A 13,950-nucleotide genomic window follows, 5' to 3' on the forward strand; every position below is an offset into this window, starting at 1 on the left:
CATGTGATGTCTATGTGTCTGATGTGGGCCCGTGGGCCACCAATCAGAACGGGGGTTCGCCGAACGAGTCACCCTGGGAAGTGCCCCACGGATCATCGTTCGCGCCACCCTGAGGTGCGCTGTAGCTGGCTTGGTTCGATACGTATCCGCCACCGGACTGACCGGCGTTACGGTTTCCACCCTGGTATCCGCCACGTCCTTGGCCGGAGCCGGAACGTTCCTGACGAGTCACCTCGGCGCGGGCCCAACGCAAGGATGGGCCAACTTCTTCGACGCGGAGTTCAACGACGGTGCGCTGAGCACCCGTACGGTCTTCGAAGTTGCGCTGAACCAGGTTGCCCTGGACGATGACGCGCATGCCCTTACGGAGCGATTCGGAGATGTTCTCTGCGAACTCGTTCCATGCGGAGCAACGCATGAACAGGGTGTTGCCATCGCGCCACTGACCAGACTTTGAGTCGTACTGGGAGGGCGTTGAAGCAACGGTGAAGTCGACAACGGCTTGGCCGCTGTTAGTGAAACGAAGTTCGGGGTCAGCGGTGAGGTTACCGACGATCGTGATCTGGGTATCTCGTGCCATGTCAACTCCTAATGACGGTGGTGGAAAATCGAACTGAACTCAGTGAGCGTCGGGGCGCTGGAGCTTGGTGCGCAGGATTGTCTCGTCGAGACCCATGCGGCGGTTGAGCTCGAGCGCGACATCGGGAGTCGTGGTCATGTTAATGACAACGTAGATCCCTTCGGAGCGCTTGAGGATGTCGTATGCAAGACGACGCTTGCCCCAGACGTCAATGTTCTCGATCGAGCCACCGTTTGCGGTGACGGGTGCGAGGTACTTTTCCATCGTGGGGGCGACGGTGCGCTCATCGATCGAAGGATCGAGGATCACCATCAGTTCGTAGTTACGCACTGTTAATCCCACCTCCTGTGGTCTTTGCGGTCACGGACGGTCCGTGACAGGAGGGTAATGCGTGTGCATTTGCGGGTTGCAAACGCGTGGAAAGTCGCTACTGGTGCAACGACAATCCAAGACTCAAGATTACCGTCAAAATGAGTCCGCGCGCTAGTGGAGTCAGGTAGTGCTGTGTCACTCACTTCCTGCGATGTGAGTGCTTTACCGGGCCTCGTCAATCACCTATGAGGTAGCTGACATTGAACGCAAGAGCCCGCCTTCGGAAAACCAGGTGCGCCAGATGTTCGCCGCGAATCGCGCACCCAGGTAGACGAGGGCGTAGGCCAGCCAGACTCCCACGACGATGGTCGACGAGGCAGCGCCCGCCTGCCTGAGGTATTCGACAACTCCAAGCGCGGGCAGAAGAATGGCCAGCTGGAGGGGACCCGCAATCGCGAAAAACATGTTGTCACCAGCGCCGAGCAGGACGCCGTCAAGCATGAACACCACACCGCAGAATGGGAAACCAAGCACGGACGCGGCCAGTCCCCACTTTGCGAGCTCATGCATCACCGGGTCCGAACCGAATGTCAGGGGAAGCCAAGGGGACAAGAACGCGATGAGCACGGTCAGGATGAAGCCCACTCCAAGACCCCAGATGGTCAGTACTTTAAGGAGCTCACGGAGTTCGGACGAGGACCCCTTGCCGACCGCGAACCCAACGAGGGACTGCGAAGCGATTGCTAACGAATCAAGGATGAAAGATGCGAGAGTCCAGATTGTCAGGACCACCTGGTAGGACGCGACTTCGCTGGCACCAAGATGGGACACCGGCCAGATCGTTGCGAGTCCAGCGACGCGCAGAGCAACACCGCGGACGATCAGTGGGGCGCCTTCAATCGCTGCGTGCGCGATGCCTGAGGCGTCGGGGCGAAGGGTGATCTTTTCGGCTCGAGCATGCGAATAGAGGATCGCAACATACGCGCTCGCCATGCCGATCAATGAAACCGAGGTGCCGATACCGGAGCCTGCGACACCCAACTTGAAGCCGTACATCAGCGTCGCGTTCAAGGCGATGTTGACGAGTGTGCCGACAGCGGTGACGATCAGCGGTGTGCGCGTGTCCTGAAGGCCACGCAACATTCCGACTACGGCGAATCCGACCAGGGTGCCGATCAGGCTGGGAGCTGACGCGATCAGGTACATGGTCGCCTGATGGGAGACCTCGGGATCTTGGGTCAACAGACCCACAAGGGGCTTCGCGCTGGCAATGAGAGCGACGGTGGAGAGGATGCCTAGCCCCAGCGCCAAAATCGTGGCGTTCATGCCTTGTGCAAAAGCGTGCGCTCTATCCCCCGAACCGAGCGCCCGAGCTGTTAATGAAGTTGTGGAATACGCCAGAAAAACGAATAAAACAATGACTGTTTGCAGGATCTGGGAGGCTACGGAAAGCCCTGCGAGCTGCTGTGTTCCCAGGTTTCCCACCATTGCAGAGTCGATGAAAGTAAATAGGGGTTCGGCGATGAGAGAACCGAGAGCGGGGATTGCTAAAGTGAAGATTTTCCGCGTAATACTGCGGTATTTATGGGGTTGGATCCTGCCGTTTTTGAAGGGGGTTTCGGCTTTTTGGTCGGATGGTGTGGAGGGTGAAGACAGTGCCGCCGAAGCCTCAAGTTGGGGTTGAGAGTTCGATGAACCTTTGGGCGTGTCGTCCACTATTTTTCCTTCACTTTGTTTTCCACAATCTGTGCACATATCTGTGGACAACGTATACCATTGCTTTCGGTAAATCGCGCCGAAAAGACTTGTGTAGCATTCTTCAACAAGTAAAACTATCCACATACTGTCCACACCATGCTGTGGATAACACGCTGTATTGTCCACACCTTTTCCGCACGTTATCCCCATTCAAGTTCACCTTGAGAGTGGGCAGAACGTCCATGCGGGGTTATGCTCGCGAGACACCGAAGTATCACGATACTGGCGTAAGGAGAAGCAGTGGCAGAAGAGTTTGATCGCGTCCAACCGCATGATAACGAAGCTGAAGTTGCTGTCCTTGGCTCCATGCTCCTGACCGTTGACGCGATCGTTGATGTCACCGAAGAGATTCGTGGATCTGACTTCTACTCGATGAAACACGAGATTGTCTTCGATGCGATCGTTGAACTCTTCGGACAAAACCAGGTTGCCGATCCCATCACGGTGTCTGACAAGCTCCAGCACGATGGCACTCTGACAAAAATTGGTGGCAGGCCCTACCTGCACACATTGATGGCATCGGTTCCTACTGCCGCCAACGCCGGCTACTACGCGCGCATCGTTCGCGAAAAATCCATTATGCGACGCTTGGTCAGTGCCGGAACGCGAGTCGTTCAATTGGGATACTCCGAAGAAGGCGCGGAAATTGATGAGCTTGTCGATCAGGCTCAACAGGAAATCTTCGCCGTCGCTACCGACCGTGCATCCACCGACTACGTGTCGATGAACACGATGGTGAATTCGCTGGTTGAACACCTTGAAGCCATTCAAAAGAACGACGATCTATTCGGTGTGCCCACCGGCTTTACCGACCTGGATGACCTGACGCAGGGCCTCAAGGGTGGTCAGATGATCATCGTTGCAGCCCGACCGGCAATGGGTAAGTCCACATTCGCACTGGACTTCTGTCGCTCGGCGTCAATCAAGCACGACATCACGTCACTGATCTTCTCGCTCGAAATGAGCCAGCAAGAAATCGCCATGCGTATGGTGTCCGCAGAATCCGGCGTACCACTGACAAAGATGCAGAAAGGCACCATGAACGATGACGATTGGCGCAAGGTCGCCAACACCATCGGCAAGGTCGCACAATCTCCCCTCTACGTTGACGACTCCGCCAACATCACGATGACGGAAATTCGTTCAAAGTGCCGTCAACTCAAGCAGGAACAGAACCTTGGATTGGTCGTCGTTGACTACCTCCAGCTGATGACAACTGGTGGCAAAGCCGAATCGCGTCAGCAGGAAGTCTCGCAAATCTCGCGAAGCCTCAAGCTTCTGGCGAAGGAAGTCGACGTTCCCGTCGTCGCAGTCGCCCAGTTGAACCGTAAGTCCGAAGAACGAACCGACAAGCGCCCCATGATGTCTGACCTGCGTGAATCCGGATCACTGGAACAGGACGCAGACATCATCATGCTGCTTCACCGCCCCGACTACTACAACGAAGACGATCGTCCGGGCGAAGCAGAAATCCATGTCGTCAAACACCGTGCGGGCGCAACGAAGACGATCACTGCGCTCTTCCAAGGACACCTGGCGCGCTTCGCCAACTACACGCGTCGCGAAGAAGACTAATCGGCATCGGCCCCACCCGTCGCGCGCCACCAACGGTGAATCGAGATGTGTGGGCGAGCGTGGCCTCGTCAATCGGCGTCAGGCGTACCGGCAATCTGCTCGCGCACCTTGCGCATCTGCTTACGCGAGCGACGCGACGTGAATGGGGAAGCCGGGCGCCGGGGAAGCAACGTGTGTCAGGGAAGTTGAAGAGTGGTTCTAGAGAAGCGGAATGCGGACGAGCCGGAAGAAGGCAAACAAAAAGCGCGACGAACTGGCGTCGCGCGACTATGCGGGGGCGCGCCTCTTTGCGCGCCCCGAATTACCTATCAGAGAGTTTCGTTCTGCTGCTGCGAGATTGCGTAGGTTGCGGGAACGAACAGGATTGCAGTCAGGCCGACCAGCGCTGCGATTGCAACGGAGAGGGGGGAAGATGCGGCGAGGGCGCCTGCAATACCGAGGGTTGCGAGGATGACGACTGCGACGACCAGAGCGGTGACATCAGCGGTGGTCTGCCAAGAGGCGCGGGAGATTTCAGACTTGACGATGTGAGCCATGGTGGTTTCCTTTGTTCAGCGCTATGCGAAGCACTGAACATGCCCCGCACGGCAATGTGTCAGTTTCGCTGCCGAGGAACTAACCTCGTCCAGCACCATTTAATTTAGCAAAGTGTCGGAAACGTTTCCACTGTTGAGCCTGACATCACATCTTTGACGCAAAGCTACGGCCTGCCAAGCATGTGTGAGGCCAAAGTGCATACAACAATCCCCGAGCTGTAAAGCTCGGGGATCCTCTGTCCTGTTTCGGCTATCTGTGCGCGAGCATGCGATCACTATGATCGCTACCGATCACGCCAGTATGCGCCGAGCAGTGAAGTGAAAACGTAGAGTTTCAGCCGAGACGCTGGATGTTCTCAGCCTGCGGGCCCTTCGGACCTGCGGTGACGTCAAACTCAACCTTTTCGCCTTCGATCAAGGTGCGACGGCCAGACGCCTGAACGATGTTTGAGAAGTGAGCGAAAGCGTCTGCGGAGCCATCATCGGGAGTGATGAAGCCGAAGCCCTTGTCGTCGTTGAACCATTTCACAACACCAGTGGTCATGGGTGTTTCCAATCTGTGTGCGCCCCAAGCAATAAGGAAAGAACTAGGAGCAGTCGTACCGTGCCGAGTTCGGCGACGGCATAGTGACCCAACCTCCTGCACACACAACGAAAAACACTTGGAAAAACGTGGGGTACTGCAATGAAACTGTGTAACTACGCGTTTAACGCTACCCCACCCCCATCAATAAAGTGCTATCGCGGGCACTTTCATGGGGCATCTCATGTAATTGGTTTCGCGCCCACTTTTAGTGGTAGGGGTACGCCGGTGTGCGTGGCCACGTGAATGATTGACGAGACCGTCGACGTCTGCGAACTTCATCTGCGCCCGCAGGGAAACCTCGGGTGTAACGAAAAAGAAGGGAAGAAAAGAGGATGTACTTCACCCAAGGGTGAATATAGGGGGTGCCGGCAAATCTGCCGAAGATAGCTTTTCAGCTAAGAAACACGTGGTGCGCGAGGGGGGAGTTGAACCCCCACCCCATTTCTGGGACACGGACCTGAACCGTGCGCGTCTGCCTATTCCGCCACTCGCGCGTGCGTTGAAAAGATTACGGGCAAAAGTGTGTGCACGTCAAATGGAAGATACTTCCTGTCCAATTATGTTGGAATATCGGGGCGTGCACGCGCGTATCACACCAGCAGGTGCGCTGCGACAATTCCCGTAACGTCGGCTACGACGATGAGGATGACGACGAGGTCTGGCCAGTTCAGTTGACTGCCTTTTCCGCGGGTGAACAGGGTGCCACCGCGAAGACTCATTGCGCGTCCCGTGTCGACGGCGCTTCGCGATGCCGCCGATAGGCACGCCGTGATGATGTCGATCCCGGCTTTCACTAGCGTCGTAAACGATGCTCGCATGAGATCGTTGCCCATCCTGAGGCGCGCAGTGTCTACGACGGCGGATGCTTGATCGCCCAATATGGGAAGCGACTTGAGGGCGAGTGCCATCATCGCAGCCCACTCATCAACGGGAGCACCAATCCACTTCAGTGGATAGATCAGGTGCGACAACGCAGTTGCGAGGCGCGCGGTAGAGAATGTCCACGCCAGCAGGTACGTTCCCCATAACACGAGCAGAGCAAGCACGCAGAGTCGCAGGAAAACCCAGAAACCTCCGCCGATCGACGCGCCAATGAATCCGCCGATCACGCCCGACCAGAACCAGAGTGGGGGAATGCGAACGGCCTTCGGTGGAACGCGTGAGATCACGGTTGCCAGGATTAGGGGGATAGCGACCAGTCCAAGCGTCGGCCACTTCGGCCATACGAGCAGGAACGATGTGAGTACCGTCCAGCAGACGATCATGACTTCCGGGCTGGTCCGCGTCAGAGGCGACGTCCATGGAAGCGGGCGGGGCAGAGTGAATCCGCTGGGGCGATGTGCCTTACGTGAACGCGCGCGCGTCATCGGATCACCCCCTGGGCAAGATGCAGGTGATTATCGACCAGATCGATCAGCTCATCCGTATCGTGCGAAATGATGATCAGCCCAAGCCCGTCCGCTCTCCGCTTTCTCAACACGTCACTGAGCAAGCGTCGCGATTCGACATCAAGCCCAGCGAAAGGTTCATCTAGCACCAACACTTTCGGGTGTGACGCTAACACTCCCGCCAGGGCGACGCGACGCATCTGACCGCCGGAAAGATCATCAACGTTGCGCGATGCAAGGTCGCCGGGCAGTCCCACTTCGGCCAAGGCTTTAGCGACAAGCTGGTCAGAATCAACCAGAGTCGACGAGGCGCCTCGGTGGCGGCGAGCCGAATCGGACGAGCCGACAGCTGCACCCACTTTCGCGGCCGCCAAAATATCCTTTGCGACCGTTGGACGTTGTAGTTGTAGGCGCGCGAACTGTCGCGCTAACCCGACGTCACCCACTCGAAGAGAAACAGGGGAGCCACCAAGCGTGCACTCGCCCCACGTTGGTCGCATCAACCCGGTTAGAATCCGTGCCAAGGTGGACTTGCCTGACCCGTTCTCGCCGGTGATCAGTAGTGCTTGACCGGGCGAAACAATAAATGAGACGTCACTGAGAACCGTGTTTTCCCACGGGGATCCAACATCGTAGGCGTGCCCGACATTCTTCACCCACAGGTGGTCAATTGACCCGCCCTGATAGGGCTGAGGAACTGCAATGCTCCGCTCAATAACAGGTGTGACCTGCGAGTACGTATCTTCAAGAGGGTCGGGTGCATCAGAAGTATCGATGTGCCCATCGCGCAGACGAATCAGCGTGTCAGCACTACTTGCTTCGGTTGCATCGTGCGTAATATGAATGACGGACGTTCCTAAAGCGGGCAGACCATGCAGAACCTCAAGAAGCTCGCGCCGGCCAGGCGAATCAATCATCGCCGTGGATTCATCGGAAATGAGCACGCGAGGCTTACGCGCAAGAGCACCAGCCAAAGATAGGCGCTGTAACTGACCGCCGGACAAACGTCGGGGAGAAGCATCTTCAAGACCCTCCAAACCGACAGTGTGAAGAAGCTCGGGAAGGTCCAGCGAAGCACGCTCATCGTCACTCATTCCCCATGCAATATCCTCGGCCACCGTGTCACCGAGGAACTGCAACTCAGAACGTTGAGCGACAACAGCAGTTCCGGCCTCGTCCCCCAAACCGACACCACCAGGTCGAATCACCTGCCCGCTTGTCGGTTGCGCGCCAGCGAGGACAAGGGAGAGGGTGGACTTGCCGGATCCGTTCGGGCCCGCGATCACCGTGAAGCCATCACTGATATCGAGGGTGATCCCTCGCAAAGCCGGAGTATCAGACCCCGGGTAGGTGAAGGTGACATCACGCAATGAAATAGGGAACGGGTCGGGGGTAGTCGGGGTGTCAGTGCGCTCGCGGTTTGCCGTGTCCACCAAGGGATCCCACGGCGCAGTAATCGTGATACGACGTAGAACCTTCATCGTCAGCCAGTGAGCAACTAGCGTCAACACAAAAATGCCAAGAGCTCCAAGGGGTGGAATCCAGTAGTACCAGTGCTCAATCCAGGTGTTGATGATTGCCTGAACGGCGTCCGTTTGTGGTGCCAGCGCGGGAATCTTCCCGATCAGGGCAATGTACCCGTTGGTCGTTGTGCGCAGTGATTCAAGGACGAGGTTCCGCGATTCAGAAAGTACAAGAAGCAGGAGCCATGTGAGGGCCCCGCCTGCGATGCCAAGCAACAGTGCCACGCCGTAAACGAAAGCGCGGTGGGCTTCTTTGCGCGCGAGGTAGCCGACAACAAGGCCGACGGCGACAGCCTGAGCGACGGTCTGCGCGCTTTGGATACCGCCGACTGCCAGTGACATCAAGATCGTGATGAGAGCGGTGCCAAGGCTGGCGCGCGGGCGCATATGGGCGGTGATCATCGCAATCGGGATTGTTGACCCGATTGTGAAGAAGATGGAGAGCACGGGTATGACCGTTCCTGCGAGTCCGAGTGCAATCGACAGTCCCGCCAGAATGCCGCCGGTTGCGACTTCTGCGGGGGCTAGGGGAGTGCGCCGTTTACTCATGGTTTAAGTGTGCCTTGAACGGGGCATTTGTGCGCAGTGGGCTAAGCACGCCCGCGGATATCGGTTATTTGTTAACAATTTCAGCGTTGTTGTTCGACCAGCAGATTTTCTGTGACGGGCAACATAAAATCGGCATGACGGTCGGCATTTTCAAAGACAACGAGGTCTTCATCCCATGAGTCGCTCTCATCACCTTCATCATTCGCGCCACTCACATGTGGAAGTGAATCCGCGTTCTGCCCAGAACATGACTACGCGCCAAAAACCGAAGAAAGAAAACGGGATTAGCCCGCTGAAACTCTTCGGACAGATTAGCGCAGCAATCGCTATCATCACCTTCCTATTCGTGCGTCTTCCCGGGCTGGAAGTCGAAGGCTCGCGTATGTTCGGCATCTTTCTTGCCGCGATCCTCCTCTGGGTGACCGAAGCGATTCCGCTGGCAGCGACTGCGACGCTGGTGATTTTTCTCGAAGTTCTTTTCGTGTCCGACCATGCGATTATTCCCGTCGGTGAAGAAGCACCCAAATACACCGTCTTCTTCGGAGCGCTCGCCAACCCTGTGATCATCCTGTTCTTGGGTGGTTTCATGGTGGCCGATGGCGCGGCGAAATATAAAGTGGACCGCGCGCTTTCAGCTGTCCTGTTGAAGCCATTCCTGGGCAAACCACGCTTGACGGTCATGGGCGTCATGCTCATTACCGCTCTGATGAGTATGTTCATGTCGAATACGGCAACGACCGCCACGATGTTCGCGGTCATGATGCCGGTCATCATGGCGTTGCCCGAAGGTAAGGCAAGAACAGGCATTGCACTGTCGATCCCCGTCGCCGCCAACGTGGGCGGTATGGGAACGCCGGTCGGTACGCCCCCGAATGCAATCGCCCTGGGCGCACTGCAGACTGCGGGTATTTCCGTGACGTTCCTTGACTGGATGATCGCCGCTGTTCCGTTGATGCTGATTGTTTTGGCGGTCTCGTGGTTGTTTATTTCGTGGCGCTACATTCCCAAGGATGCGCAGTTCGACATTGATATGACGGCCACGTTCGATATGTCGCGAAACGCGAAGATCTTCTATGTCGTTTCGCTTCTGACGATCCTGCTCTGGATGACTGAATCGCTCCACGGTGTGTCGGCGAATATCGTTGGTTTCTTCCCTGTCGTTGCACTGATGGTCTTTAAGGTTATGAGCGGTGACGACCTTCGAGCCCTCGACTGGCCTGTGTTGTGGCTGGTCGCAGGTGGTATCGCTCTTGGGTCCGGCGTTGGTAACACGGGCTTGGATAAGTGGATGCTTGGCTCTATCCAGTGGGGATCGATCCCGACGATCATGCTCCTCTTGGTGCTTGCCCTGGTTGGTTGGGTGACCTCGAACGTTATTTCGCACTCTGCGTCGGCAAACCTCTTGATTCCGATGGGTATGGGCTTGGCTACGACGATTTCAACGCCGGCTACCGAAATCGCTATCGTCTTGGCACTCGGTTGCTCGTTGGGTATGTGCCTTCCGATTTCGACTCCGCCGAACGCGATCGCCTACTCGACGGGGACAACGCCGACTCGCGAAATGGCGATCGTTGGCATCGTTGTTGGTGTCTTGGGCGTCGTCCTGCTCTCTTTCGTTGCACCGCTAACGTGGGGCGCACTCGGAGTGATCTGAGATGGTCACCGTGGGTTCTGATTCAGTTCCGCCCGGGGGCGAGGCCCCGCGAGGTCTGCATAATTGTGTGCTGAACAAGCAAGATCCGTGGGAGCGCTCGAATGTCCGCGAAAGAGGGCACAAGCAGGATGCGCACGTCCACATCCTTGTCATCGGTGATGACTCGAGGGGTCTTGCTCGCCAACTGACAACGGATATGGGGATCGCATTCCCGAATCTTTGTCTGGATCGCATCGATTCTGGCGCTGACCTGAATATTTACGATGCCTCCCTGGGCCCGGCTGACCACGTGGTCTTAGGTCTGGTGACGTCCGAAGTCACTCAGATCGATGATCTGCTGGATCAAATGGACGGTCGTCCAATTCTGGAGCCCACCCGCTGGCTGGTGGTGACGGATCAGGACGAGCACACCGACTTGGCACGAGCGACCACGTCCGACCGTTTGGCGTCCGTGATTTCGGTTCCCTGGACTGTTCCGCTTCTTCTGGGCCAGTCATATTCGACGATGGTGGGCCACCTTGAAGCAGACGGTCGAACTGATGACGAGATCCATCTTCTTCTCGGTGATCCACCAGCGAACGCCGTACGCGGTCCGTTGCTGACAGGCCTTGATCACAGCGAGCATGATGTTGTTCGCGAGCTTCTTATTGGCGTTGAAAAGGTTCTGGGTCCCAGACCGCGCCTCGTTATTGAACCAGGAACGGAACTTGCCGTTCAGGGCCAGCCGGTTGGCGCTGTCCACCTTGTGCTCGACGGCGATGTTTCACTGCACCGTGATTCCAATGGCGGGGAAGTCCTTGCGCACCTTGCATCATCCGGCCCTCTCATTGGTCTCGTCTCCCTTGCTCGACGAGAAAACGCATTCTTCACGGCGACTGCAACGTCGACGGCCCGAGTTGTCCGGCTGACCCACGAACAGCTGTCGATTGCGTTGCTTGAAGAACCGTCTCTCGCGACCCCTCTGGCCGCGCTTGCGATTCAGTCGCTGACTCGCAGACTGATGCGCGCCGAAGACCTCCACTTGGAAAACGCGATGCTTGCCGCCGACCTTGAGAGGCAGAAGCAGGAATTGGCGCGCACACTTGAAGACCTTCGAAGCACCAGGGCGGAATTGGTCAATAAGGCGAGGTTCGCGATGCTCGGCGAACTGTCGGCAGGCATAGCGCACGAACTGAATAATCCGATCACTGCGCTGGCGCGCGCGGCAGAACACTTAAATGAAGACATCGACCGTGTTTTGTCTACGTCGCCATCGCTTGAGCCAGCGCGCACGTCCATGCGCTCTGCGTTGGAAGCTCCTCCTCGCTCAACGGCCACGGAACGCGAAATTGTGAAGTCGCTCTTGTCTTCGGCGGGCGGAGACCGGCGCTTGGCGCGTCGCCTCATGCTTGCCGGCGTGACGGAGGCTGCGACGGCCAAAGCTTTGGCGCGCGGGGGAGACGAGGCGCTTAATGTCGTCGAATCCGGTTCAAGGATCGGTTCATCGCTCCGTTCTATTCGCGCAGCCTCTGACCGCGTCATCGATCTGACGAAGTCGCTCAAGGGGTACGCGCGTCCCGACGCGGTAGAACTGCACCCCATCGATGTGCGTGAAGGAGTCGATGACGTTATTCGGTTGACCGGATACAGGATGCGTGACATCGTCGTTACCCGCGACGAGGAAGATGTTCCACCGATCATGGGGATTCCCTCGAGGCTTCAGCAGGTGTGGACCAACATTCTGGTCAACGCTGCCGAAGCGATTGACGATGAGCGCGACGCTATCAAAGATCGGCGAGCGAAAGGTGAAGAATGTGCGCCTGCCCGCGGTGAAGCCCCCGCGCAGATCGACATCACCACCCGGGTTGAGGATGGTCACGTCTGCGTCGTCATCGGCGATAACGGGCCTGGCATTTCGCCGGAACTGGTGGATAAGATTTTTGAACCACACTTCACCACGAAGGCGGGCATGGTTCGATTCGGCTTAGGCATGGGAATGTCCATTGTTCGGTCGATCATTGCCGACCACGGTGGCGAGCTCACTGTTGAATCTCGCCCAGGGCGTACGGTGATGACAGCCCGATTCCCGATGATTGGTGATTCTGCTACTGAGAGTGTCACTGGTACCCATTCTTCTCAGACCGGCGCAGATTCCCCCGCCGACCATTCAACCCACGAAGCGTCCACACCAATGGAGGTAGAACGATGACACTGGCAATTCTGGTTCTCGAAGACGAAGCAGACGTGCGCGACGCGATCGAGCGTGACCTTGAAGAATTCTGGTCGAAGATCAGGCTTGAGGTCGCCGAAGATGCGGACGATGCGTGGGCTGCGGTGGAAGATATCGAGGCGGACGACGATCAGTTGGCGTTGGTCTTGTCGGACCATCGGCTGCCCGGTCGTTCCGGCGTTGACTTCCTCATTGAGCTGACGAAGGACTATCGCTTCGAGCTGGCTCGCACGGTCTTGGTTACCGGTCAGGCTGATCAAGATGACACGATCCGTGCACTGAACGAAGCAGGCTTGGACCACTACATTTCCAAGCCGTGGGATGCAGATGCTCTACGCGCCGTTGTGCGTGATCAGTTGACAAGTTTTGTCCTTGAGGCTGAGGTTGATCCGCTACCGTACATGCCACTTCTCGATGGTGTGCGAATCATGGAGGCTATCCGCTAGTTTCTGTATTCACGAGGACGGGGCCGGGGGCGTTGCACCCCGGCCCCGCGTCGTTTCAGCTAAGACTGTATTCGTTGCCATTGCGACGAGTTGTGCAGGTGTCTTCTGGCTGATGAGCCCCGTGGAGCTCGGTGTGGTGGGTGCATCCATATGAAACTCGGGGGCGGGTTGTCGTAGCAACCCGCCCCCGAGGACAGTCGTATTGAGTTCAGGTGATCGACTCAGCGAGCGCCCGGAGTAACCGACAGGTCGAAGGTGATGGTTTCACCCTCGGGGGAGGTCAGTGTTGCGGTCGTGTCGCCTTCAGCCAGAGGCTTGATCATCGGGGCATCGGAATCGGTGCCGGCAACAAACTCTGCGATCGACGCGTCTTCAACGGTGCCGGTCCAGTGTGCGGCAGCTACCTGATCAACCTTGAGAATCAGGACGCGCTTGATCGGAAGAGTCACCAGCGCACCGGAAATGGTTGCGGGATCCTTTTCGATGGTCAGCATCTGGGTCGACGCGGAAGCGGACTGAGACGTTGCAGCGGAACCCGAAGAATCGGCGGTCTCGGTTGAAGCTGACGAGCAACCTGCAAGAAGAGCGGTTGCGAGAGCAATTGTGCACAGAGAAATAGAGGTTTTCTTCATCATCTTTCAATCATACGGGTGCATTATTCTTGAAAATCCGCAGAGGTCACGTTTGAGTCCCATTTTAAACGTGACCTTTCATTCATCATTGCCAAGACCTAAAGATTAAGGAAAGACCAGTAAAATCAGGCGGAAAGTATCGGAATAGATTTGACCTGCATCGTGCGTGTATCACCCGATCATCGTCGAAAGCGTAGATGCT

The 13,950-nt window shown here is 57.0% G+C and carries 13 protein-coding genes and 1 tRNA gene; 4 read left to right on the forward strand and 10 right to left on the reverse strand.

Annotated elements, in window-relative coordinates; translation table 11 throughout:
- Nucleotides 1-43: 43 nt before the first annotated feature.
- From QP381_RS02360 to QP381_RS02370, 3 genes are all read right to left on the reverse strand, one after another.
- Nucleotides 44-580 carry a single-stranded DNA-binding protein gene (locus tag QP381_RS02360; RefSeq protein WP_103632861.1) on the reverse strand — a complete coding sequence of 179 codons (537 nt, stop codon included), beginning with the start codon at nt 578-580 and terminating at the stop codon, nt 44-46.
- A gap of 39 nt (nt 581-619) precedes the next feature.
- Nucleotides 620-910, reverse strand: a complete 291-nt coding sequence (gene rpsF, locus QP381_RS02365; RefSeq protein WP_006680616.1) for a 30S ribosomal protein S6 — start codon at nt 908-910, stop codon at nt 620-622.
- A gap of 225 nt (nt 911-1,135) precedes the next feature.
- Complete coding sequence (locus QP381_RS02370) at nt 1,136-2,800, reverse strand: MATE family efflux transporter (RefSeq protein ID WP_103632860.1); 1,665 nt, start codon at nt 2,798-2,800, stop codon at nt 1,136-1,138.
- A 90-nt stretch (nt 2,801-2,890) separates the two neighbouring features.
- Between QP381_RS02370 and dnaB the strand changes: the two genes are divergently transcribed.
- Complete coding sequence (gene dnaB / locus QP381_RS02375) at nt 2,891-4,225, forward strand: replicative DNA helicase (protein ID WP_006680618.1); 1,335 nt, start codon at nt 2,891-2,893, stop codon at nt 4,223-4,225.
- Nucleotides 4,226-4,533: 308 nt separating this feature from the next.
- Here the strand turns inward: dnaB and QP381_RS02380 are convergent, their stop codons facing one another.
- The 6 genes from QP381_RS02380 to QP381_RS02405 form a co-directional block, all read right to left on the reverse strand.
- On the reverse strand, nt 4,534-4,761 hold the full coding sequence (locus QP381_RS02380) for a hypothetical protein (RefSeq protein WP_006680619.1): 228 nt from the start codon (nt 4,759-4,761) through the stop codon (nt 4,534-4,536).
- Nucleotides 4,762-5,095: 334 nt separating this feature from the next.
- Entirely contained in the window at nt 5,096-5,305 is a 210-nt protein-coding gene (locus QP381_RS02385) for a cold-shock protein (RefSeq protein ID WP_006680620.1), read from the reverse strand.
- 449 nt (nt 5,306-5,754) lie between these two features.
- Nucleotides 5,755-5,841: transfer RNA gene (locus tag QP381_RS02390), tRNA-Leu, on the reverse strand.
- Nucleotides 5,842-5,937: 96 nt separating this feature from the next.
- Complete coding sequence (locus QP381_RS02395; protein WP_219585569.1) at nt 5,938-6,714, reverse strand: energy-coupling factor transporter transmembrane component T family protein; 777 nt, start codon at nt 6,712-6,714, stop codon at nt 5,938-5,940.
- Nucleotides 6,711-8,807: an ABC transporter ATP-binding protein gene (locus QP381_RS02400; protein ID WP_179370096.1), complete on the reverse strand. Its 2,097-nt coding sequence runs from the start codon at nt 8,805-8,807 to the stop codon at nt 6,711-6,713. Before QP381_RS02400 ends, QP381_RS02395 begins: the two co-directional genes overlap by 4 nt.
- Nucleotides 8,808-8,887: 80 nt before the next feature.
- Nucleotides 8,888-9,022: a hypothetical protein gene (locus tag QP381_RS02405; RefSeq protein WP_257878460.1), complete on the reverse strand. Its 135-nt coding sequence runs from the start codon at nt 9,020-9,022 to the stop codon at nt 8,888-8,890.
- Between the two features lie 32 nt (nt 9,023-9,054).
- On the opposite strand from QP381_RS02405, the gene QP381_RS02410 reads away from it, so the two are divergent.
- From QP381_RS02410 to QP381_RS02420, 3 genes are read left to right on the forward strand one after another with little or no spacing between them, the layout of a single operon-like run.
- A complete protein-coding gene (locus QP381_RS02410) occupies nt 9,055-10,461 on the forward strand; it encodes an SLC13 family permease (protein ID WP_179370314.1) in 1,407 nt (468 codons plus the stop codon).
- A gap of 1 nt (nt 10,462) precedes the next feature.
- The gene (locus QP381_RS02415) at nt 10,463-12,649 is read left to right on the forward strand and encodes a sensor histidine kinase (protein ID WP_219585570.1); all 2,187 of its coding nucleotides are present in this window, start codon (nt 10,463-10,465) and stop codon (nt 12,647-12,649) included.
- Entirely contained in the window at nt 12,646-13,116 is a 471-nt protein-coding gene (locus QP381_RS02420; protein WP_006680625.1) for a response regulator, read from the forward strand. Before QP381_RS02415 ends, QP381_RS02420 begins: the two co-directional genes overlap by 4 nt.
- A gap of 221 nt (nt 13,117-13,337) precedes the next feature.
- Here QP381_RS02420 and QP381_RS02425 read toward each other — a convergent pair whose 3' ends face one another.
- Entirely contained in the window at nt 13,338-13,751 is a 414-nt protein-coding gene (locus QP381_RS02425; protein WP_006680626.1) for a hypothetical protein, read from the reverse strand.
- Nucleotides 13,752-13,950: the final 199 nt, after the last annotated feature.

Source organism: Pauljensenia sp. UMB6358 (assembly GCF_030216865.1).
Classification (GTDB): Bacteria; Actinomycetota; Actinomycetes; order Actinomycetales; family Actinomycetaceae; genus Pauljensenia; species Pauljensenia turicensis_A.

Bases quoted from the DNA above. Each gene is read 5' to 3' on its own strand.
- QP381_RS02360 (WP_103632861.1), bottom strand. From the start codon at position 580: ATGGCACGAGATACCCAGATCACGATCGTCGGTAACCTCACCGCTGAC.
- QP381_RS02370 (WP_103632860.1), bottom strand. From the start codon at position 2,800: ATGGGGATAACGTGCGGAAAAGGTGTGGACAATACAGCGTGTTATCCA.
- QP381_RS02380 (WP_006680619.1), bottom strand. From the start codon at position 4,761: ATGGCTCACATCGTCAAGTCTGAAATCTCCCGCGCCTCTTGGCAGACC.
- QP381_RS02385 (WP_006680620.1), bottom strand. From the start codon at position 5,305: ATGACCACTGGTGTTGTGAAATGGTTCAACGACGACAAGGGCTTCGGC.
- QP381_RS02395 (WP_219585569.1), bottom strand. From the start codon at position 6,714: ATGACGCGCGCGCGTTCACGTAAGGCACATCGCCCCAGCGGATTCACT.
- QP381_RS02400 (WP_179370096.1), bottom strand. From the start codon at position 8,807: ATGAGTAAACGGCGCACTCCCCTAGCCCCCGCAGAAGTCGCAACCGGC.
- QP381_RS02410 (WP_179370314.1), top strand. From the start codon at position 9,055: ATGACTACGCGCCAAAAACCGAAGAAAGAAAACGGGATTAGCCCGCTG.
- QP381_RS02415 (WP_219585570.1), top strand. From the start codon at position 10,463: ATGGTCACCGTGGGTTCTGATTCAGTTCCGCCCGGGGGCGAGGCCCCG.
- QP381_RS02420 (WP_006680625.1), top strand. From the start codon at position 12,646: ATGACACTGGCAATTCTGGTTCTCGAAGACGAAGCAGACGTGCGCGAC.
- QP381_RS02425 (WP_006680626.1), bottom strand. From the start codon at position 13,751: ATGATGAAGAAAACCTCTATTTCTCTGTGCACAATTGCTCTCGCAACC.